The sequence below is a fragment of the Campylobacter concisus genome (assembly GCF_003049735.1).
Taxonomy (GTDB): domain Bacteria; phylum Campylobacterota; class Campylobacteria; order Campylobacterales; family Campylobacteraceae; genus Campylobacter_A; species Campylobacter_A concisus_AN.
The window spans coordinates 296,532-318,350 of sequence record NZ_PIRM01000001.1; the positions used below are offsets into that span (position 1 = coordinate 296,532).

Below are 21,819 nucleotides of genomic sequence, written 5' to 3' on the forward strand. Positions count from 1 at the left end.
GTTAGTAAAAATTTCATCATAGCAAGTATCATAGCTACCTTACTTTTGATAGCTGTTTCAATGCTCTTGCTTAAGAAGATGGTTGCAAATCCTATTGATAGACTAGGAACAAATTTAAATGCAATAACATCTGATTTTACAATTAAAATTCCTATTTATGGTAAAGATGAGATAGCTAAGATAAGTAGAGATATAAATGATTTTATTGAAAGAATAAGGGTATTAATAAGTGATACAAAGCACCTTTCAAGCGAAAATAGCTCTGTTGCAAATGAGCTTAGTTCTACATCTCTTCAGACAGGCAAACGTGTAGAAAAATCAACTGAAATAGTAGAAGAGACAAATCAAAGATGTAAAGTAATGCAAGAAAATATGAAAGAATCTTTAGCAGTAGCTCAGGCCGGCAAAGACGATCTTCAAAAAGCAAGCACGAATATAAAAACGGCAACTGAAGCCATAAGATCGCTATCGGCACAGATTATTGACTCTGCTAATGTTGAAAATCAAATGGCTGATAAGATTGATCAGCTTAGTCGTGATGCCGAGCAGGTAAAATCAGTCCTTGTTGTTATCAATGATATAGCTGATCAAACAAATTTACTTGCTCTTAACGCAGCTATCGAGGCTGCAAGAGCAGGTGAGCACGGACGAGGCTTTGCCGTCGTTGCTGATGAAGTTAGACAGCTGGCTGAGAGGACTCAAAAGAGTTTAACTGAGATAAATGCAACTATCAATGTTATTGTTCAAGCGATTAATGATAGCAGTGAGCAAATGGGTATCAACTCTAAACAGATCCAAGAGTTAACTCATGTGGCAAGCGACGTTGAAAAAACTATAAATGTTATGAGTGAGACAATGAATAATGCCATAGTAATGTCTGATAAGACTATGCAAGACTACATCGTAACTGGCAAAAATGTAAATGAAATCATGGAAGGCATCTCAAATATCAACCAAATTTCATCTGAAAATGCTAGAAGCGTCGAAGAGATAGCTTCAGCGGCAGAACATCTAAACAAGATGACAGATGCATTAAATTCAAAACTTAGTGTTTTTAGGACTTGAGAGCTTACCTCTTAAGCTAATATTTTAGGTCTAGCTCTTGCTAGACCTTTTTAAATTTATTGATAAAAATTTCTAGTATATAAAATCAAATTTTTATAGATAATGATATAGAGCAGAGGGCTTTGCAAATTTGTAAAGCCAAATTTATTTTCTATTTTCGTCTAGGACTTTTTGCATACTCTCTCTAGTCGTCTCTAGCCAGTTTTCTTTTGAAGTATCGACTAGATCAAGGCAAAAGAGCTTGATATCTGCTTTTTTAAAGCTAAATTCTTTCACTTTCATAGCATCGCTTCCTACGATAACGATAGGCTGGACTTTTAAATTTAGTTTTTCAACTAATAATTTTGCGCCACCCTTAAAAGGCAAAAGTTTATTGGTTTGAGATCTAGTTCCTTCGGGAAATATCGCTAAAACGCGGCCATTTTCAACCCTATCTTTTGCTTCGCTTAAAAGCTTTATAAGAGAGTGTTTATTTTCACGTTCAACCGCTATCATTTTTGGCAAGCTTAAAATTTTACCAATTATAGGAATTTTACCGATCTGTGCCTTTGCGATCCAGCAGACATTTTTTGGGTGAAGCTCTTCGATGACTATGATATCAAGCATGCTTTGGTGGTTTATAAGTAAGATATTTGCCTCGTCACTAAAATTGCCTATTACTTCAAGTTTATATCCACCAAAAAACCTTTGCGATCTTCCCCAAAATTTTCTTATGGCTCTATTTTTGTCATTAAATAGCCACATAAAAAAGACGACTAAAACAACGCTGATAACAAACTCAATAGCAAAAAATAAAGCTCTAATTTTTGACAAGATTATCCTTTTTTACCCAGCCAATCTTACCATCAGCAAATAAAATTTTTGAGTAATCACCTTTTGTGTCTAAAATTTCTACATTTTCATTTTTATGAGATGTGTAAAAAACGGTTGAATTTTTAGTTGGAAGGATAGTAACGCTCACATCTGGCTTAAGTACTGCTTTGCCAAAAGGGTTGTAGGTATAAATTCCAAGTGCGATAAAAACAGCCGCCACAAAAAAGTAGCTAAGCCTTCTGCGCCAAATAGCTAATAATATAAAAATTACCGCACAAGAGTATATCGTGATATCTTTATAGGTGCTAAACTCGCTTTGTTTTGGGTTTAGTCCGATTTGTGTGCTGACATCGTCATCTTCGACACTCACTGGTAAAGAAAAGCTTTCAAATTTAGCCTTTTTTAGGTTGTAGTAGTTAAAGTCAAGCGATTTTTTATTTGGCTTAAATACTGCAAAATAATATGCGCTTTGTGAGTTAAAGTCGCCATTTATCGTATCTACGCCTTGCTTTAAGATTGTCTTATTTTCTATATTAAAAGCGCTTAGATCTACGTTGTTGCCATAAATTTCTACAACCATGATATTGTTTATATCATCAAATTTTGTTGTCTTAAATTTCTTAACTTCAAGATTATCAGCCACGATATGGTTGTAGTTCTCATCGCTTCTAAGCTCTTTTAGCTTTGGCAAGAAGATATTTATGCTAGAGTTTTGATAGTTTTCGCCATTTCTTTTTAGGGTTAAGCCAACTTTTAAAGTCTTTGCGTCAATGCTTGTTGCCTCAAGATAAAAAGTACCTACATATTTGTTGTCTTCGCTTTTTACCCATTGAAAATTTTTCTTATTTAACCATTTGATATTTGTTTCATCAAGCTGTGTCTCAAACTCAAACTCAAAGTCATTTTGTGTATCAGCCACTATCTCAACACTAAAAATTTCTCCTATAACAACATTTTTTGGTACGTTTGTGGCTTTTAAAAGAAGCTCTTTTACTTTGATCTTGTCATATACTTGATTGTCTGGGACACTAATATCTGGCTCATTTGTTGGCACGATGTTTCGCATCTGCTCTGGAGTGATACGCTCTGGCTGTGGTGATACAAATTTTCTTGAAAAATCTTGTTCTTTTGGCGGTTTTTGAGTTTTTGGATTTGAAGTAGGGCTATTTACAAATTTATCCTCCCTAGCTTCGTCCATCATGTCAAAAACGCTTACTTCGTCGGTATTTACAGCAAATAAATTTAGTACGAGCAGGGAAATAAAAAGAAAATGTTTTACCAAACTAGACCTTTTAGCATCTTCATACCATCATCTGTACCTAAAATTTTCTCACAAGCGCGCTCTGGGTGAGGCATAAGACCAAAAATCTTTTTGCCCTCATCGCAAATTCCAGCTATATTGTCGACTGAGCCGTTTGGATTTATTTCGTTGCCTTTAGCATCACAGTATTTTAGTAGTACTTGATCGTTGTCATAAAGGCTTTTTAGAGTGTTTTCATCAGTATAATAGTTGCCCTCGCCATGAGCGATAGGGATATTAACCACCTCATTTTTGGCTAAATTTGCTAAGAATTTATTGTTATTTGAGATTACCTTTAGGTGGTGATATTTTGAGACGAAATTTAAATTTTCATTTCTTCTCATCGCACCCTTTAAGAGTCCAAGCTCAAGTAGCATCTGAAAACCATTGCAAATTCCTAAGATATAGCCGCCTTTTTTTGCATGCTTTTTTACAGCTTGCATAGCTGGGCTAAATTTAGCTATCGCAGCCGTTCTTAGATAGTCGCCGTAGCTAAAACCACCAGGCAAAACGACTAGATCAGCATCGATCTTATCTTCTTTGTGCCAGATGATCTGTGTTTGGCATCCAAGTAATTTAAATGCGTGAGCTGTGTCTTCTTCGCAGTTTGTGCCAGGAAAAAGTATGATCGCTACTTTCATAGCACGATCTCATAGTCTTCGATGACGGTATTTGCTAAAAGCTCTTCACACATCACTTTTAGCTGCTCATTTGCTTTGTTTTTATCGCTCTCATCGATATCTAAAACGATTTGTTTGCCTATTCTGACATTTGATACACCGCTAAATCCAAGAGAATTTAAAGCATGCTCCACTGCTTTGCCAGCAGGGTCAAGGACCCCACTTCTTAATGCTATATTTACAACAGCTTTCATCTTTGTCCTTAAGAAAGAATTCTTCTTAAAACTTCTTCGTAAGCGACTTTTACGCTACCAAGGTCTTGTCTAAATCTATCTTTATCAAGTTTTTCATTAGTTTTAGCATCCCAGAATCTACAACTATCAGGGCTTATCTCATCAGCTAAAATGATATTGCCATCTTTGTCGATACCAAATTCTATTTTAAAATCAACTAATTTTAGATCTCTTTCGGCAAAAAATTTAAATAATATAGAGTTGATCTCTCTTGCTGTGTGTCTTAGAGTTTGAAGATCTTTTTCGCTCTTTACTAATCCCATAATGATACAGTGCTCATCTGTTACTAATGGATCGTGCAAATCATCGTTTTTGTAGTAAAACTCAACAAGAGCAAAAGGTAAAACTGTGCCTTCTTTTATGCCAAGCCTTTTGCTTAGTGAGCCAGTTGCGATATTTCTAATAACAACTTCAAGAGGTATGATCTCGCATTTTTTGACTACTTGCTCAGTGTCGCTGATAGTCTCAACTAAGTCAGTTACGATGCCTTTACTCTCCAAAAGCTTAAAAAGCTGTGTTGAAATTTTATTATTTAATGCGCCTTTTCCAGCTTCGTTGCCTCTTTTTTGAGCATCAAATGCTGTTAGATCGTCTTTAAATTCAGCCACAAGCAAATTTGCATCGTCTGTGGCATACATTTTTTTACCTTTTCCCTCGTAAATAAGCTCTCTTTTTTGCATGGATATCTCCTTTTAATTTATTGTTTTATTTTTAAAATTTTGATCGTGTCAATTGCTGTTTTTAATTGAATATCTTCATCAACTTTTTTTTGCGTGATTATCTTTTTATCATCTTTTGCTTCAGTTTTATTGCCCTCGCTTGTAGGATTTATCTTGTTTAGCTCGCTTTTTAGGTGCGCTTTTAGCTCACTTTCTTTGATGCTAAACGCACTATCGTCGCTTTGTGGTACTTTGCCAGGATGCACGACTACATCAGGTGTTACGCCAACTGCTTGGATGGTTCTGCCACTTGGTAAGTAGTATCTTGCAATGGTTAGCCTTAATGCTTCTGTATCGTCTATTGGAAGGATTACTTGAACGCTTCCTTTGCCAAAGGTATTTTCGCCGATTATTACAGCACGTTTATGGTCTTGAAGTGAGCCACTTACGATCTCGCTAGCACTAGCACTTCCGCCATTTACCAGTGCAACAAGCGGTAGTTTTGAAAGAGTTTTACTAGCAGTTGCTTTATACTCTACATTTTCAGATGCGTCGCGACCTTTTTGAGAGACGATGACGCCGTTATCTACAAAAAGATCAACTAGGTCAACAGCTTGATTTAAAAGTCCGCCAGGGTTGTTTCTAAGATCAAGTATGATGCCACTTGCTTTTGGATACTCTTTGATCGCTTCTTTTACCTTTGTAACAACATTTTTGTCAAAATTTGTGACACGCACATAAAGAATGTTGTCATTTTCTATCATTTTTGCATAGACAGACTCAACCTTTATAAGATCTCTTATGATCTTTACATCAAATGGTTTTTGCTCACCTTTTCGCAAAATTGTGATAGTTATTGGAGTTTTTGGCTTGCCACGCATTTTATTTACAGCTTCATCTATCGTTGTGCCGATAGTTGAGTTGCCATCTATTCTTAAAATAATGTCGCCTGATTTTATACCTGCTTTATCAGCTGGGGTATCTTCTATCGGTGAAATAACGGTTAGTGCGCTATCTTTCATGCCAACTGTTATGCCAAGGCCACCAAATTCTCCACTTGTTTGCACCTGCATATCTTTGTAAGCTTTTTCATTTAAAAAGCTTGAATGAGCATCTAAATTTTGCATTAAACCAGCAATGGCTTTATCGATGATCTCTTTAAATTTAATATCATCAACATAGTATTTTTCAACGGTTGAAATTGTTTTTGTAAGCTTTGAAAGTGCTTCAAGCTTCGCACTTGCTTCGTCTTCACTCTTTGCAAAAAGTGCATTCACTGCTACGCTTGAGATAAGCAAAGCACCTGTAATTTTTAGTGCAAAAAATCTACTGAATTTATTCAAAATTTCTCCTATAATTTTTGGCTCAATTCTATTAGCTTTTGGCTAAAAAAAGTATAAATTTAAGCTTATATTTTTGCTTTTGGATAGTTTTTGATACAAATTTATAACAGTAAATTTTAGCAATTAAATAAAAAGAGTGACAAGCATTATAAAAATACTTGACAATATAAGACTAAAGTTATATAATGGCGACCATATAAAATAATCCAAGGAGATTTAATGGCTGATATAACAGAAAATTTAACAGCTCAGATGCAAGAAACTCTTGAAAAAGGTATTAGTTTAGCGATATTTTCTAAAAATCCGCAAGTTATTCCACTTCATATTTTTTGGGCTTTACTTGCAGATAGTAATTCTATTTTAAACCAAGTGTTTAATAAAATGAATGTAAGTAAAGACGCCGTCGAGCTTGAAGTAAAAAGTAAAATTTCTTCACTTCCAAGTAGCTCAAACGTTACAAAAGATAACGTTTCAGTTTCAAGAGAGCTTATAAATTCTCTTGAAAATGCAAAAGCTTTGATGGTAAGCATGGGCGATAGCTACATAGCTGTTGATACATGGATCATCTCGGCTCTTGAGCTTAGTGAGATCAAACAAATTTTAAGCAAATTTTGCGATATCTTAGAGATCAAAAAGAACCTTGAGAGCATAAGAGGTGGTAAAAAGATAGATAGCCAAACTGGCGATGATACCCTTGATAGTTTAGAGAAATTTGGTATCGATCTAACGCAAAAAGCGCTAAATAAAGAGCTTGATCCAGTCATCGGGCGTGATGAAGAGATCACTAGGATGATGCAAATTTTAATAAGAAAGAGCAAAAATAACCCTATCTTGCTTGGTGAGCCAGGTGTTGGTAAAACAGCCATCGTTGAAGGGCTAGCTCAAAAGATAGTGGCTCGTGATGTGCCAACAAGCCTTGCAAACAAGCGTGTAATCGCGCTTGATATGAGCGCAGTTGTAGCTGGCGCAAAGTATAGAGGCGAGTTTGAAGATAGACTAAAAGCTGTCATTGACGAGGTTAAAAAGGCTGGCAACATCATACTTTTTATAGATGAAATTCACACCATAGTTGGAGCTGGTGCGAGCGAGGGCGGAATGGACGCTGCAAATATCCTAAAACCAGCTCTTGCGCGTGGAGAGCTTCACGCTGTTGGTGCGACAACGCTAAAAGAGTATAGAAAATACTTTGAAAAAGATGCAGCGCTTCAAAGACGTTTTCAGCCTATAGACGTTAAAGAGCCAAGTGTAAATGAGGCACTTCAAATTTTACGTGGTATAAAAGAGCGCCTAGAAGTTCACCACGGCATCACAATAACAGATAGCGCGCTAGTTGCCGCTGCAAGGCTAAGCGACCGCTACATAGCAAACCGCTTCTTGCCAGATAAGGCGATAGACCTTATAGACGAGGCAGCAGCTGAGCTAAAGATGCAAATAGAAAGCGAGCCATACGAGCTTTCAAAGATAAAACGCGAGATTGTAACGCTTCAAGTAGAAAAAGAAGCGCTAAAGATGGAGGATGCGGATAAAAATAAAGAAAGACTTGGCGAGATCGAAAAAGAGATAGCTGATCTAAATGAGAAAAAGCTAGCGCTTGATACTAAATTTGAAAATGAAAAGGCTGTTTTTGGCGGAATTTCAAAAGCAACAAAAGAGATCGATAGCTTAAAATCACAAGCTGAGATAGCAAAAAGAAATGGCGATCTTCAAAAGGCTGCTGAGATAGAATACGGCAAAATAGCAGACGCTAAAAAGCACAAACACGAGCTTGAAGAAAAATGGGAGAGCATGAAAAAAGAGGGCGTGCTTCTTAAAAATCAAGTCGATGAAGAGCTTGTGGCTGAAATTTTAAGCAAATGGACTGGAATTTCAGTTAAGAAGATGCTAACAAGTGAAAAAGAGAAGTATCTGCACATCGAAGAGCATCTAAGAGAGAGCGTTGTCGGTCAAGATGACGCATTACACGCACTTGCGCGTGCTGTTAAGAGAAACAAAGCTGGACTAAATGAGGGTCAAAGGCCGATTGGTTCGTTTTTATTCCTTGGACCAACAGGCGTTGGTAAAACCCAGTCTGCTAAAGCTTTGGCTAAATTTTTATTTGACGATGAGAAGGCGCTTATCCGCTTTGATATGAGCGAATATATGGAAAAACATAGCGTGAGCAGGCTTCTTGGTGCGCCTCCAGGATATGTAGGCTACGATGAGGGCGGTCAGCTAACAGAGGCAGTTCGCAGAAGACCTTACTCAGTCATACTTTTTGACGAGGTTGAAAAGGCTCACAAAGATGTATTTAACATACTTTTGGGAATTTTAGATGACGGACGTGCGACTGATAACAAAGGTGTAACGGTTGATTTTAAAAATACGATCATCATTTTAACCTCAAACATCGCTTCAAATTTCATAATGGAGCTAAAGGGCGAAGATCGTGACGTGGCTGTTAAAAACGAGCTTAAAAACTACTTTAAGCCTGAGTTTTTAAATAGGCTTGATGATACTATCATCTTTAATCCTCTAAATGAACAAGGACTAATCTCTATAGTTGAGATCATGTTTAAAGAGCTTGAAAAAACTCTTCACAACCGCGGTATCAAGGCAGTTTTAAGCGAAGAGGCTAAGAAATTTATCGCAAAAGCTGGCTTTGACATAGTTTATGGCGCAAGACCTCTTAGAAGAGCGCTTTATGAGCTAGTTGAAGATAAGATCGCTGATATGATCTTAAAAGATGAGCTTGAAAGTGGCGATGAGATTACCATTGATAGCGATGGCGAGAAGATCATCATTAAGAAAAAATAACTTCAAAATTACTTGGCAGGTTGGATTAACTTGCCAAGCTCTCATATAAAATTTATACAAAAAATATCTAAAAATAGGGCGGTTTAGCTATTTAAAAATATGACTAAACGCCTAAAAATTTAGCAAGAGCAAAATAAAATATAGCTGATGATATTGCAGCTGCAGGAAGCGTGATGAGCCAAGCTAGGATGATAGGTCTTACCATTTTCCAGTTGGCGTTTTTATTTACGATGCCAATGCCCAAAACCGCGCCTATTAGGATATGCGTAGAGCTAACTGGTATGCCAAGCTTTGTAGCTAGAAGTATGACGATACTTGAGGCAAGCTCGGCACTAAAGCCAGTTGTCGGCAAAATTTCAGCTAGTTTTGAGCCGATGGTGGTGATGACCTCTTTGCCTAAAAACCAAAGTCCAACGACAAGCGAGATGCCAAAGGTTACCATTGCGATACTAGGTATCGGCGAGCTTTCGTTTATAGAGCCAGTTTTTAGTACGTCGAGTACGGCTGCAAATGGTCCAACTGCATTTGCGATATCGTTTGCACCATGTGAAAATGCAAAAGATGAAGCGGTAAAAATTTGAAACCATGAGAAAATTCTATTGATGCTCTTTTCGCTATCGTTTTTGCTCATGACGTTTATGATAGCAAGGCTTGCAAGATACGCTAGAGCCCCAATCACAAAGATGATCCAGACGGTTTGGATGATACTAAAGGCTAAATTTATATGCTCTAGCCCTTTAAAAAGCATCATCGATGAGATGACCATTGCTGCAAATCCAGCGATGATCGGGATGTGCTTTTTCATCGCTTTAAAAGTATCTATCTCTTTTTCACTATCTTTCATGATGCGAATTTTTGAGCGATACTCGCTGTATTCAGTGGTTTCGATCTCGTCCTCATCGATAACTGCAATCTTTGAAAGAGTAGCTATTTGCTCCTCAGCCGGCTTTGTTTTTAGTGCTTTTACAAAGCTTTCTTTATAAGCTTTTCGTTCAGCTTTTAGAGCTTTTAGATTCATTTTAAGTTCATGTGTTGGCTCAATAATCTTGCTTTTTACGTAGCCAAATATTATGTAAGACATCACGCCGCCAAGCAGTGGGGAGATAACCCAACTAACGGCTATTCTACCGATCTCGCTCCATGAGACCATGCTAAATGGTTCTGGATCTTTTATCATAAATCCCATAGCAAGTCCTGCGCCAACGATGCCGCCAACGATCGAGTGAGTGGTCGAGACTGGCAGACCTTTTTTAGATGCATAAAATAGCCAAAGCCCAGAGCTAAGAAGGGCTGAAATCATGATGATGACAAATTTCATCGGATTTAGATCGCTTGGGAATTTTACGATCTCGTTTCTAATCGTATTTGTAACCTCAGATCCTGCAAATATCGCACCACTAAGCTCAAAAATGGCTGCGATGATGAGAGCTTGCTTAAGCGTAAGAGTCTTAGCGCCAACACTTGTGCCAAAGCTGTTTGCAACGTCATTTCCACCGATATTAAAGGCCATAAAAAGACCAAACATACCGGCGATCAAGAATAAAAAGTAGTTATTTGTCGGAATGTATTGATAGCCCCAAACAAAAAATCCAACGCTACAAATTGCAAAAATAACAAATGCCAATAAGTTATCTCGAAGCAATCAAGCCCCCTTGTAAGGTTTTTGATAGGGATTATATCTTGAAAAATATTAAAGTTTTTAGAATTTTTCAACTTTAAATGATACTAAATTATCATATGTTAGAATCTGCAAAAAATTTAAGGATAAATTTTGGTTATAGCGATCGATCTTGGCTCAAACACATTTCGCGTAGCACTTGTCAAAAAAGAGCAAAATGGCTTTAGCAATGAGCAAATTTATGAAAATATAGTAGGAGCTGCCAGAGGGCTAAATGAAAGTGGCAAGATAGCAGATGAGTCCAGAAATAGGCTCTTTGAAGCGATAACAGAGGCTAAAAATAAATTTGATTTTGATAAATTTAAATACGCAGCAGTCGCGACTGAGGCTTTTAGGGTAGCGTCAAATAGCGAGGAAATTTTTAGCGAGATAAGAGAGAAATTTGGCATAAATTTTCATATCATCAGTGGCAAAGCAGAAGCAAAGCTTACATTTTTGGGTGTTCAAAATGCTTTTAAAAAGCTTGGAATCAATGAAAAATTTAGCGTCATTGACATCGGTGGAGCAAGCTCAGAGATCGGTGAAGATGGAAATTTTATGAGTTTTAAATTTGGCATTATTACATTTTTTGAGAAATTTAAAACACTTGATTTAATGCAAGAAAATGCAAAAATTTATACAAAAGATGCAAGAGAATTTTTAAATAGCTTAAAAAATAAATTTATCGTGCTGACTTCTGGTGTACCAACTACTATCGCAGCGCTACGACTAGGACTTAACTATGAGAACTATGATCCAAAAAAAATAAACGGATATGAGCTTAGAGATGATGATCTTGCTTGGTTTGTAGATGAACTTTTAAAGATGGATGATAAGAGCGCTGATTTGGCGGTTGGAAGAAACAGAAAGTATCCGCTCATCACCGGAACCTTGCTTTTAGAGGAGCTTTTAAGTGGGCAAGAAGCAAAATTTTTAGTTATTGACGATGGGCTTAGAGAGGGTGTTGGTGTTGCCTATCTGCAAGGAAAATTTCAAGAAATTATCACAAATTTTTAGTTAATATTTCAAAAATTTAAAGGAGAGGAAATGAGTATAAGAGAGCAAATTTTAGCTGATATAAAAGAGGCTATGAAAGCAAAAGATGAGTTTAAAAGAGATACGTTAAGAACGCTAAATGCAGCACTTAAGCAAGTTGAAGTAGATCAAAGGATCGAGATGACCGACGAGGTCGTGCTTCCACTACTTCAAAAAGAGATCAAAAAGAGGGCTGACTCAGTTGAGCTTTATATAAAAGGCGCTAGGGAGGATTTGGCTAAAAAAGAGCAGGGCGAGATTGAGCTTATTAAGGCATATTTGCCAGCACAGCTAAGTGATGAAGAGCTTAAAGAAAAAATAAAAAAGATTATTGAAAGAGTCGGTAAAAATTTAGGCGCTGTAATGAAAATGGCAAAAGATGAGATCGGGGCAAGTGCTGAAGCAAAACGCATAAGTATGATCGCAAAAGAGCTTTTGGCTTAAAATCTACAATCTTATAAAACTTCTAATTTTGAAAACCTACTTCTAAATGTTGTAAGTTTTCAAAAAATCAAATACGACTTTCATTTTAAAAAGATAATTTTAAAGCATAATACTTATATGAATATGTTAAAAGGTAAAATACAAGCTTTTTTATATATTTGTATTGAAAACTATAATTTTCAAATTGTTATTTTAATTTTCTTATTTTTTCTTTTATATGAATTTAAATGTTGATTTATAGGTTTATTTTGGATTTTATCTTTTGTATGATTATAATTTATCCATTAAATTTGACATAAAAATATTTGTAAGAAAATTAGTTAAATTTTACACTTTTCAAAAAATGTGAAATTTGTATTTATCTTATATATAACTTAAAATTTGATCTACCCTATTTTGAAAAAGTGAGCAAGGGCTATCTTTGGAGTTTGTGGTTCTTGCTTTTAAGCGCAGAGCACTAACCTTGCAAAAACTGCGATAAATGTACATAAAGCGCTCGCTCAAGAATTAAATTTTATCGTCAAAAAATGTGCGGATATCCAGTGTGTAGTTTTTAGGCATAAAGATCGGCGAGTCTAAAATTTCAAGCAAGCCATCATCAAATGAGAGAAATTCCACTACTCTTTTGCGCCTATTATCAGTTTTTATGCTCATATCGGCTAGATGCACTACCTTTACGATCTGCATTTTATCTGCCGTCCATTCAGAAAAAGCTAGAAATTTAGAGTCCTCTGAAAACAAAAAGCAAGCAGTCGCCCTTTCGCTAAGTAAAATTTGAAACGCATCGTCATCTTTAACTAAATTTTGATCAAAATTTGATAGTCTTTTTTCGTGGTTTGAAGGCTCATTTTTTAATTTTAGACAGTGCTTGCTATTTATAAAAAGTCGTAGCTCGCCAAGGGTTGGAGCGCCCATAGCGACCTCACAGCCTTCAAATTTGGCGCTAAATTTGCCATCACTACTACACGCATTTGCCTCATAGTCCCAAGCCGAGCTCATAAATTTACCTATTAAATTTGCCTGCCATGGCTTTGTAGATATTTAGCTCGTCTTGTAAAAGCGTGTATTTTGCTTTTAATAGCCCTATTTTGGCTTCTAGCTCGCTATTTTTAGCCTCTAAAAACTGCTTTAGCTCGACCTTGCCGTAGGAGTATTTTAGTTCGTAAATTTTTGAAATTTCCTCATAGTTTTTTATCTGTTCTTGGTAGTTAGCAAGCAACGCTTCGTCGTTTAGGTAGCTTTTATAAAATGCGTCTATCTCGTTTAATGCGCTATTTAGAGTGCTTATGTAGTTTAGCTTTGCAAGCTCGAAATTTGCCTCGCTTACTTTTAAATTTGACTTTAGCTTAGAGTAGTTTAAAAACGGTAAATTTAAAGCGATGTTGCCATTTAGAAATTTAAGATTAAACGCTTCGTCTTTTTTGTCGGTACTGCTTTTGAGGCTAGCTCCTAGCGTGATGCTTGGATAAAACTCTTTTTGACTAGCTTTATAGTTTAGGATGCTCACTTCTATGCGGTAAATAGCCGCTCTTAGATCAGGCCTGTTTGCTATGGCGCTTGTTGGCACTTCTAGATCAACGCCCGCTCTTTTTACAGGACTTAGCGTAAGGCCTTCAAATTTAAGCTCAAATTCTGGCCTCTCATTTAACAAAAACCTAAGCGTTTTTTTAGCAGTCACAAGCTCTTTTTTGGTATTTTCTATCTTGTTTTGAGCGCTTAAAAGCTGTGAGTTTATCTGTTTTAGGCTTAGAGCTTCCTCTTTGCCAAGCTCAAATTTAAACCTAACTATCTCATTTAGTTCATTATAAATTTCTAAAATTTGCTCATAAGTTTTAATGCTCTCATTTAGATATAAAATCTGAAAATAGGCGTCTGTTACGGAGTTTATCACGCTTAGTTTGCTAGCTTCCAGATCAAATTTAGTAGCATCTGCTTCAAACTTCGCTGCATCTTTGCTATTTGCAAGCTTTTGCCAAAGATCAAGCTCGTAGCTAAGCCCTATGCTTGAGCCAAAGCTTCTACTAGAAGCGCCGCCCTCTTTTATATTTTTGTTGCTTGATACCTCAATACCAGCGTTAAAGGTTGGGATTAAATTTGCTTCCAAAATACCAGCTTGAGCGAGGGCTTTATTTACATTTATAGCTGCTTTTGCAAGGTCGGTGTTGTTTTTAAGTGCTAGATCAATGAGCTCATTAAGATAGCTTTGGTGATACTCTTTCCACCAAGAAGTGTCTAAATTTAGTTCCTGACTAGCGTTATCTTCAAGTAAAATTTGCTTGTAATTTTCATCTATATTTTTAACAGTGCAGCCGCTTAAAACGAGCACTAAAGCTAAGCTTAGAAATTTCATATTACTCCCTTGAAAGCGCATCTATTGGATTTAGTTTTGAGGCATTTTTAGCTGGCATGTAGCCAAAGATGATGCCAATCGCCATCGACATAACAAGCGCTAGCACGATCGAACCATTTGAAAAGATCATGCTAAAGCCATCTAAAAAGTTATTAAATATGTAGCCGATCGCGTAAGAAAAGGCTATACCAATAGCTCCGCCGATAAGGCAAAGTAGCACCGCCTCTATCAAAAACTGCTGTAAGATGTTGCTCTGCCTAGCTCCGATCGCCATTTTTATACCTATCTCTTTGGTGCGCTCTGTAACTGAGACTAGCATGATATTCATCACGCCTATACCACCAACTACGAGCGAGACGACGGCGATACTTGAGATGAGAAGGCGCATCGTCGAGATGGTCTCTTCGATAGTTTGCTTGATGCTATCAGAATTTCTTGTAAAGAAGTCTTTTTTGCCGTGTTTTATCGTTAAAAGATCAGTTAGGCTCTTTTCTGCGATTTGAGCATTTACGCTTTCATTTACTTTTACGGTTATTGAGCTAATAAATTTATCGCCCGTTATCTTGTTTATCACAGTCGTATATGGAGCATAAATTTTAAGTGAGCTAGCATCGCCGATTTTAAACTCATCTTTTTGTAAAACACCTATAATGCGAAGTGGCTTTTTGTTAAAAAGAATGATCTTACCGATAGGGTCTTCGTTTTTAAATATACTGTTTTTGGTGTTTTGGTCTATTAATGTGACAGAATCTGAGTTTAAAACCTCCTCATCATCGTAAATTCTTCCCTTTTCTAGTTTTAGTCCATTTACGTCAAAGCTCCCTACTCCACCGCCTTTTAGTGTCGCTGTTAAGGAGATATTTTCATACGTTAGTACGCCTGAAGTACTTGTATTTGGAGTGACTGAGTCCAGAAATGACTGCTTTGAGAGCATATTCGCATCACTTATAGAGAGCGTTTTTACCCTGCCTGAGAGCATATCGCCAAAGCCTTTTCCTGGCATGATATCGATCGTATTTGTGCCGATCTTTCTGATACCAGCTAAAATTTGCTCCTGTGAGCCTTTGCCAAGAGCTACGACGCTAATGACTGCAGTGATGCCAATAATAATGCCAAGCATCGTTAAAAGTGATCTTAATTTATGAGCTAGCATCGCATTTACCGACATTTTAAAGCTTTCAATTAGCTGATCTTTATAGTAGGTAAATTTGCTTTTTTCTGGCTGGCTCTGCTTTGTAGCCTCGTAAATTTCGCTATTTTTTACATTGTCGCTTACGATGTTGCCATCTTTTATCTCGATCACACGGCTTGCGTACTCGGCGATCTTTGGATCGTGCGTAACGATGATGATGGTGTGACCTTTTTTATAAAGATCCACTAAAATTTCCATCACTCTTAGCCCACTTTTACTATCAAGCGCACCAGTTGGCTCATCAGCCAAGATGATCTCGCCACCATTCATAAGTGCCCTTGCTATGGAGACCCTTTGCTGTTGTCCGCCTGAGAGTTTATTTGGTAAATTTTTAGCCTTTTCGCTAAGGCCAAGTGAGTCTAAGATCTCCATTCCTCTTTTTTCTCGGTCGCTCTTATTTGCCCCTGCGTAAATGCTAGGAAGTGCGACATTTTCAAGGGCGTTCATCGTGCTAAGAAGGTTATATCTTTGAAAGATAAAGCCAAATTTATCTCGTCTAAGCTTAGCAAGTGCGTCGCTATCAAATTTTGATATATCTTTGCCCTCTAGCAAGTACTGCCCGCCACTTGGGCTATCTAAGCAGCCAAGGATGTTCATAAGCGTTGATTTGCCAGAGCCAGACTGACCGATAATGGCTATAAATTCGCCCTTTTTTATCTCTAAATTTATGCCATGAAGAATTTCTATCTCATTATCGCCAAGCTTAAAGCTTTTTGTGATATTTTTTAGGCTTATCACTTAAAACTTCTTATTTTCTTTTTCGATCATCTTGGCTATCTCGCTTGCTGAGCCTTGTGATGTGATGATCTCGTCGCCATCGTTCACACCGCTAATGATCTGCGTATCAAGGTTGTCTTTTATGCCAGTTTTGACCGCTGTTTTTACCGCTTTGCCATCTTTTAAAATATAGACAAAAGTGCCGTTTTCATCTCTTTTGATGCCGATGCTTGGTACGATGATAGCGTCCTTTACATTTGCTATTAAAAGCTCATTTTGTGTTGTCATGCCTATTCTTAAAATTTTATCTTTATTTTCAACTATGCTTTGAGCATAATAATAAACAGCTGAGTTGCTTGAAGTGCTTGAGCTTGTAGATTTGCTACTACTGCTAGAGCCGTAGCTACCATCGCTTAATGTCGTTAAGCCAGGGTCAATTGAGCTAACCGTTGTTTGAAATTTTTTCGTTGGCTCAGATAGGATCGAGTACTCAACTGGTGTGCCAACCTTTATCTTTGTGATGTCGCCTTCAGCTATTTGCATCTTCATCTTGACATAGCTAAGATCTGCGATCTTTACGATAGTTGGCGTAGTTTGGTTGGCATTTACGGTCTGACCCTCCTCTACTTGCACGCTTACTATTATTCCATCTCTTGGAGCGATGATCTTTGTGTAGCTTAAATTTATCTTGGCCGTACTTAACTCGATATTTGTCTGCTTTATCTGAGCCTCGAGCTCCTTTATCTTGGCACTATTTGCGCTAAAAGTATTTTTTGCGCTTTCAAATTCTTGTTTTGAAGTGGCGTTTTTGGCAAAAAGTGCATTTTCTCTATCAAACTGCGTTTTAGAGATATTTAGAGCCACTTTTGCGCTTTCAAGCTGAGCTTTGTAGATGGCAAGCTGAGCTTCTTTATTGTCTATGCTATTTTGCTGGGTCGAGCTATCGATACTTGCGATCATATCGCCTTTTTTGACCTGATCTCCAAGCTTAACGTAGAGTTTTTTTATCTGGCCACTCACCTGAGCACCCACATCAACTAGCTCGGTAGCGAAAATTTCTCCAGTCGCATCGACCTTTTTGCTAAATGAACCTTTCTTTGCCTTTTTGGTGATAAATTCCACCTTTTCATCTTTTATCTTGAAAAAATTATCATAGATAAAATATCCACCGACGCCTAAAATAAGCAGGATTATTAAAATTTTAGATTTTTTCATCGCTTCTCTTTGTAAAAAATTGGTCAATTTTACTTAATAAGATTAAAATTCTCTTTAAACTTCCTCTTTTGCCATGCCAGCCTCTATCAAAAACCTACTTGGCTGATAATTCACCTTCTTTATCTTGTCGTATTTTGCATAACTAAGATATAGCTCGTCTTTAGCCCTTGTTACTGCTACGTAAAAGAGCCGCCTCTCTTCTTCTAGGCTGCCGCCCATACTCATTAGCTTTAAATTTGGAAAACGGTTTTGCGCGAGATCGACGATAAAGACTTGGTCAAACTCAAGCCCCTTGCTCGCATGCACGCTAAGTAAGCTAACGCCCTGCCCTTCGCTCATCTCGTTGCTTCCAAGGGCTAAGAAGTTATAAAATTTACTGATATCTTGATACTTTTTAGCTAGCTCGCTTAGCACCACGCTCTTTGCCATTATGCGCTCTTTGACCTCTTCTTTGAGTGCTAGATCAACATTGCCGTTTTTTAGAGTTGCTCTTTTTGTGCTGAGATTTTCAACGATTAACGAATAAATTTTACTAGTTTTTATCTCATTTATCATCGTGGCTGGCTTTGAGATATTTCTCATACCCTTTAAAAAGTTGTAAATTTCATATAAAAACTGCGCCCCACTCTCGCTTAGCTTTTGTAGTTTTAGCACAGGATGACCTAGAAATTTATCACTAAAGCCAAGTTTAGAAAACCTTGAAACTTCGGCAAATTCATCAAGATCGTCAAAAAGACCAAGCTGGTAGTTTCGCCTTTTGTTTGATGAGATATTTACACTCTCGTCTGGCTCAACTATCCCTTTTATCAAATTTCCATGTCCAAGCTTAAGCAGCGCATCAAAAATTTCTTTGCTAACTGCGCTGCCAACGCCCTTTGCGTATTCGCAGATGTGGATAAATGCCATTATATCTTTTGGATTGACATAAATTCCCATGATGTCAATGAGTGCCTTGATCTCGCGGCTCTCAAAAAAGCTCACCCCACCCTTTCGCTTTGAGCCGATGCCTCGCTCTTTTAGCGCGACCTCGATGCCGTCAGCTGATGAGTTATTTCTAAAAATTATGGCGATATTTTCTCTATTAAATGGCGAGAGCGAGATGATATCAGCGATGTTTTGATACTGATCAAAAAGCTCGTTATAGACAAGTAGCCTTGGAGGCTTGAAATTTCCCTCGCGACTAACTGTGAGGTGCTTTTCATAGAGCCTTGGATTGTTATTGATGACCTTATTTGCAAGGGCAAGTATGCTCGAGCTTGAGCGGTAATTTACATTTAAAGCGTAGATGTTTGCGCTTGGGAAGCGATCTTTAAATGAGCCAATGATCTCGATATTTGCGCCGTTAAATGCATAAATGCTCTGGTCAAAATCGCCCACGCAAAAGAGACTCTTTGTCTTAAATGCGTCTATTAGGCTGCCTTGAAGGGTGTTTGTATCTTGATACTCGTCGATCAAAATTTCATCATAAGCTAAATTTGCTCCATTTTTTAGCTCGTCGCGCATTTTTATGAGAAGATCATTAAAATCAGCGTAGGCAAATTTAGCCTTTTCAGCCTCAAACTCCTCTAAAACATCTTCATAAATTTCGGCATAAACGCCCTGCTCTTCGCTCTTATCGCTTATCCACTTGCCAAAAGTAGTGCCTTGCTCGCTATTTTGAAAGAGCGAGTAAAGGTCATATAGATAAGCCCCGCCATAAGGCTTGACATCGCTTAAATGGTAAAATTTACGCCTCTCAACAAGACTTTTTAAAAGCGTCTTTAGCTCGCTTGGCTGCTTTAGCGTGACGCCTTTATCAAGGCTTTTTAAAAGCGAAAATGAGACCGAGTGGAAGGTACCTGCGGTGATTTTAGAAGTGATTTGTTTATCAAAATACCTATTTAAGCGCTCTATCATCTCGCTAGCTGCTTTGTTTGTAAATGTTAGAAGTAAAATTTTCTCTGGTTTTACGCCTAAATTTAGTAGATGAGCGATGCGAGCGACTATGGTGCTAGTCTTGCCAGTGCCAGCTGAAGCGATGATGAGATTGTGTCCAAATGGCGCAGTTGCGGCGGTATATTGTTCTTTGTTTAACCTAGATAAGGGCATTGTTTCCTCTTTTTTAAAAAGGCCTAATTATAGCTACTTAAACTTTAACAGCTATAATCACGCCGATGAAAAAGTTTAAATTTCTAAAATTCCTTGCCCTATTTTTGGCTTTAGTGGTCGCTATTTTTTTGATACTTGATCAAATTTATCCACTAAATTTAGATCCGCTTAAAAAAGACGAAGCCAAAATTTTGCTTGATAAAAATGGCGAGATCATAAATATGAAGCTTAGTAGCGATGGAATTTGGAGATTTCACGAGCAAAGCTTCCCAAACTCACTAAAACAATGCGTCGTTCTCTTTGAAGATAGATACTTTTACTACCATATTGGCGTAAATTTTGCCTCCATTTTTAGAGCATTTTTTCACAATCTAAAAAGCGACAACCGCATAGGCGCTAGCACTATCACGATGCAAGTAGCTAGGATGCTTGAGCCAAGTGATAGGAGCTATAAAAATAAGATAAGAGAAATTTTTAGAGCATTTCAGCTCGAGTTTCACTTTAGCAAGGATGAAATTTTAAATTTTTATCTAAATTTAGCCCCATATGGCGGCAATATCGAGGGTGCAAAGGCAGCAAGCTTCTTTTACTTTGGCAAGGAGCTAAACGAGCTTAGCTACGCTCAGGCCGCACTTTTAAGCACGATCCCTAAAAATCCAAATAAGAATAGGCTTGACCGCGTTTCAAACATAAATGCCCTAAAAAACAGGGTCATAAAGATGCTTTATAAGGCAAATTTAATCGATCTTAGCGCATTTAAAAGAGCCCAAGCTGAGCCATTTAAAAATGTAAGGATAAGAGCTGTCGTAAATGCCAGCGACTACGCAAATGTTGCTTTTAAAAACCAAATTTCAAAGGCGAGTTTGGATCTAAATTTACAAAAAGATATGCTTAAAATTTTAAAAGATGCGATGTTTTCGCTAAAGGCGAAAAATGCAAACAACGCCGCAGCCGTGGTCATTGATAATAAAAAAATGAGCGTCGTTGCCTTCATAGGCTCACACGATGAGCACGCACGTGATGGCAAAAACTCAGCTCTAAATATGAAGCGAAACACCGGTAGCACACTAAAGCCTTTTATCTACTCACTTGCGCTTGATAGTGGGCTTATAACGCCAAATTCTCAGTTAATAGACACGCAAATTTATATAAAAGAGTATGCTCCAAAGAATTTTAGTAATTATTTTTTAGGTATCGTAAGCGCAAAAGATGCTCTAAATTTCAGCCTAAATATCCCAGTTATAAATTTAAACTTAAAACTAAAAGACAATTCGCTTTACGAACTACTTGAAAAGGTAAATTTAGTAGATGAAAATAAGGAGTATTATGGAGCTTCTATAACGCTTGGAAGTGCTGAAATGAGCCTGCTTGATCTTGCTCATCTTTATACTATCTATGCAAATGACGGCATTTATAGGCCACTTGAGTTTGCAGGAAAAAACTACAAAAATGAAGAGAAAAATGTAACTCTCATCTCGCCTCAAAGTGCTTATTTAACCGCTAAAATGCTAAGCGAAGCCTCAAGATCGTATCTAAAAAACGCTTGGCAATACGCCCAAAATACGCCAAAAATAGCCTTTAAAACAGGCACGAGTGCAAACTCACGCGATCTTTACGCCATAGGCGTTGATGAAAATTACACAATTGCTATTTGGATTGGAAATTTTAATGCCAGCAAAACTGATAAATTAACAGGACTAAATGACGTATCGAAGAGCCTTTTTGATATGTTTAAGATAATCGCTCAAAAAGAGAAATTAAGATTTATAAGTGAGCCAGATGGCATAGAAAAGCTACCAACCTGCCTTGATGCCTTTAACTATGAAAAGTGTAAGAAAATGGCGCTTGATGATAGGATAAAGGGTGTAGATTTAAAGGATAAATGCGAAAGTTTAAGGGGTGAAGAGCTTGATTTTTTGGTTAAAAATGAGCTTTTGGATAAAGACGAGATACAAAAAAGTCCTTGTGCTGAAATTTTTAAAGATAAAAAGCCAGTTTTTGCCTATCCATATGACAATGAAGAGATAGTGACAGATGAAAATATTACACAAGTTATGGTAAAATGCTACGCGTTTTTAGGCGATGAAATTTACCTAAAGATAGATGATTTGAACTTTTCTAAGATAGAAAATGCAAGCGAAAAAAAGTTTGATCTAACTATTGGCGAGCACAGCATAAAATGCCTTGATCAAAACTCAAATCAAAGTGAAATAACAATAAAACTAAGGAGATAAA

At 37.2% G+C, this 21,819-nt stretch carries 16 protein-coding genes and 1 pseudogene; 5 read left to right on the plus strand and 12 right to left on the minus strand.

Annotated features, from left to right (window positions below; translation table 11 throughout):
* Positions 1-12 precede the first annotated feature (12 nt).
* Positions 13-1,065: pseudogene (locus CVS97_RS09585) on the plus strand (methyl-accepting chemotaxis protein); the annotation flags it as partial.
* Positions 1,066-1,209: 144 nt separating this feature from the next.
* Here CVS97_RS09585 and CVS97_RS01485 read toward each other — a convergent pair.
* Genes CVS97_RS01485 through CVS97_RS01510 form a run of 6 tightly spaced genes read right to left on the minus strand, consistent with a single transcriptional unit; the run spans position 1,210 to position 6,105 of the window.
* Complete coding sequence (locus tag CVS97_RS01485; protein WP_234401445.1) at positions 1,210-1,884, minus strand: lysophospholipid acyltransferase family protein; 675 nt, start codon at positions 1,882-1,884, stop codon at positions 1,210-1,212.
* Positions 1,865-3,160 (minus strand): SH3 domain-containing protein, encoded by a 1,296-nt coding sequence (locus CVS97_RS01490; RefSeq protein ID WP_107784829.1) that lies wholly within the window; start codon positions 3,158-3,160, stop codon positions 1,865-1,867. The genes CVS97_RS01485 and CVS97_RS01490 overlap by 20 nt, the downstream gene beginning before the upstream one ends.
* Complete coding sequence (purQ, locus tag CVS97_RS01495; protein WP_107784830.1) at positions 3,154-3,819, minus strand: phosphoribosylformylglycinamidine synthase I; 666 nt, start codon at positions 3,817-3,819, stop codon at positions 3,154-3,156. Before purQ ends, CVS97_RS01490 begins: the two co-directional genes overlap by 7 nt.
* Complete coding sequence (purS, locus tag CVS97_RS01500; protein WP_087577064.1) at positions 3,816-4,052, minus strand: phosphoribosylformylglycinamidine synthase subunit PurS; 237 nt, start codon at positions 4,050-4,052, stop codon at positions 3,816-3,818. Before purS ends, purQ begins: the two co-directional genes overlap by 4 nt.
* Positions 4,053-4,060: 8 nt before the next feature.
* Positions 4,061-4,771 carry a phosphoribosylaminoimidazolesuccinocarboxamide synthase gene (gene purC / locus CVS97_RS01505; RefSeq protein ID WP_107784831.1) on the minus strand — a complete coding sequence of 237 codons (711 nt, stop codon included), beginning with the start codon at positions 4,769-4,771 and terminating at the stop codon, positions 4,061-4,063.
* 17 nt (positions 4,772-4,788) lie between these two features.
* Positions 4,789-6,105 carry a S41 family peptidase gene (locus CVS97_RS01510; RefSeq protein WP_413784180.1) on the minus strand — a complete coding sequence of 439 codons (1,317 nt, stop codon included), beginning with the start codon at positions 6,103-6,105 and terminating at the stop codon, positions 4,789-4,791.
* A 207-nt stretch (positions 6,106-6,312) separates the two neighbouring features.
* Between CVS97_RS01510 and CVS97_RS01515 the strand changes: the two genes are divergently transcribed.
* On the plus strand, positions 6,313-8,886 hold the full coding sequence (locus CVS97_RS01515; RefSeq protein WP_107784833.1) for an ATP-dependent Clp protease ATP-binding subunit: 2,574 nt from the start codon (positions 6,313-6,315) through the stop codon (positions 8,884-8,886).
* 103 nt (positions 8,887-8,989) lie between these two features.
* Here CVS97_RS01515 and CVS97_RS01520 read toward each other — a convergent pair whose 3' ends face one another.
* Positions 8,990-10,528: an inorganic phosphate transporter gene (locus CVS97_RS01520; RefSeq protein WP_085657334.1), complete on the minus strand. Its 1,539-nt coding sequence runs from the start codon at positions 10,526-10,528 to the stop codon at positions 8,990-8,992.
* A 129-nt stretch (positions 10,529-10,657) separates the two neighbouring features.
* Between CVS97_RS01520 and CVS97_RS01525 the strand changes: the two genes are divergently transcribed.
* Together CVS97_RS01525 and CVS97_RS01530 are read left to right on the plus strand one after the other, a co-directional pair.
* A complete protein-coding gene (locus CVS97_RS01525; RefSeq protein ID WP_107784834.1) occupies positions 10,658-11,560 on the plus strand; it encodes a disulfide bond formation protein DsbA in 903 nt (300 codons plus the stop codon).
* A 30-nt stretch (positions 11,561-11,590) separates the two neighbouring features.
* Positions 11,591-12,022, plus strand: coding sequence for a GatB/YqeY domain-containing protein (locus CVS97_RS01530; protein WP_021091309.1), 432 nt, complete (start codon positions 11,591-11,593; stop codon positions 12,020-12,022).
* Positions 12,023-12,529: 507 nt separating this feature from the next.
* Here CVS97_RS01530 and CVS97_RS01535 read toward each other — a convergent pair.
* From CVS97_RS01535 to CVS97_RS01555, 5 genes are read right to left on the minus strand one after another with little or no spacing between them, the layout of a single operon-like run.
* Positions 12,530-13,021, minus strand: coding sequence for a flagellar protein (locus tag CVS97_RS01535; RefSeq protein ID WP_107784835.1), 492 nt, complete (start codon positions 13,019-13,021; stop codon positions 12,530-12,532).
* Positions 13,022-13,025: 4 nt separating this feature from the next.
* Complete coding sequence (locus CVS97_RS01540; protein WP_107784836.1) at positions 13,026-14,372, minus strand: TolC family protein; 1,347 nt, start codon at positions 14,370-14,372, stop codon at positions 13,026-13,028.
* A gap of 1 nt (position 14,373) precedes the next feature.
* Positions 14,374-16,302 (minus strand): MacB family efflux pump subunit, encoded by a 1,929-nt coding sequence (locus CVS97_RS01545; RefSeq protein WP_107784837.1) that lies wholly within the window; start codon positions 16,300-16,302, stop codon positions 14,374-14,376.
* Positions 16,303-17,496 (minus strand): efflux RND transporter periplasmic adaptor subunit, encoded by a 1,194-nt coding sequence (locus CVS97_RS01550; protein ID WP_107784838.1) that lies wholly within the window; start codon positions 17,494-17,496, stop codon positions 16,303-16,305. It lies immediately after the preceding gene.
* A 54-nt stretch (positions 17,497-17,550) separates the two neighbouring features.
* Entirely contained in the window at positions 17,551-19,584 is a 2,034-nt protein-coding gene (locus CVS97_RS01555) for an ATP-dependent helicase (protein ID WP_107784839.1), read from the minus strand.
* A 65-nt stretch (positions 19,585-19,649) separates the two neighbouring features.
* Between CVS97_RS01555 and pbpC the strand changes: the two genes are divergently transcribed.
* Complete coding sequence (gene pbpC / locus CVS97_RS01560) at positions 19,650-21,818, plus strand: penicillin-binding protein 1C (RefSeq protein ID WP_107784840.1); 2,169 nt, start codon at positions 19,650-19,652, stop codon at positions 21,816-21,818.
* The last annotated feature ends 1 nt before the right edge of the window (position 21,819 follow it).

Bases quoted from the DNA above. Each gene is read 5' to 3' on its own strand.
- purQ (WP_107784830.1), bottom strand. From the start codon at position 3,819: ATGAAAGTAGCGATCATACTTTTTCCTGGCACAAACTGCGAAGAAGAC.
- purS (WP_087577064.1), bottom strand. From the start codon at position 4,052: ATGAAAGCTGTTGTAAATATAGCATTAAGAAGTGGGGTCCTTGACCCT.
- purC (WP_107784831.1), bottom strand. From the start codon at position 4,771: ATGCAAAAAAGAGAGCTTATTTACGAGGGAAAAGGTAAAAAAATGTAT.
- CVS97_RS01515 (WP_107784833.1), top strand. From the start codon at position 6,313: ATGGCTGATATAACAGAAAATTTAACAGCTCAGATGCAAGAAACTCTT.
- CVS97_RS01530 (WP_021091309.1), top strand. From the start codon at position 11,591: ATGAGTATAAGAGAGCAAATTTTAGCTGATATAAAAGAGGCTATGAAA.
- CVS97_RS01535 (WP_107784835.1), bottom strand. From the start codon at position 13,021: ATGAGCTCGGCTTGGGACTATGAGGCAAATGCGTGTAGTAGTGATGGC.
- CVS97_RS01540 (WP_107784836.1), bottom strand. From the start codon at position 14,372: ATGAAATTTCTAAGCTTAGCTTTAGTGCTCGTTTTAAGCGGCTGCACT.
- CVS97_RS01550 (WP_107784838.1), bottom strand. From the start codon at position 17,496: ATGAAAAAATCTAAAATTTTAATAATCCTGCTTATTTTAGGCGTCGGT.
- CVS97_RS01555 (WP_107784839.1), bottom strand. From the start codon at position 19,584: ATGCCCTTATCTAGGTTAAACAAAGAACAATATACCGCCGCAACTGCG.
- pbpC (WP_107784840.1), top strand. From the start codon at position 19,650: ATGAAAAAGTTTAAATTTCTAAAATTCCTTGCCCTATTTTTGGCTTTA.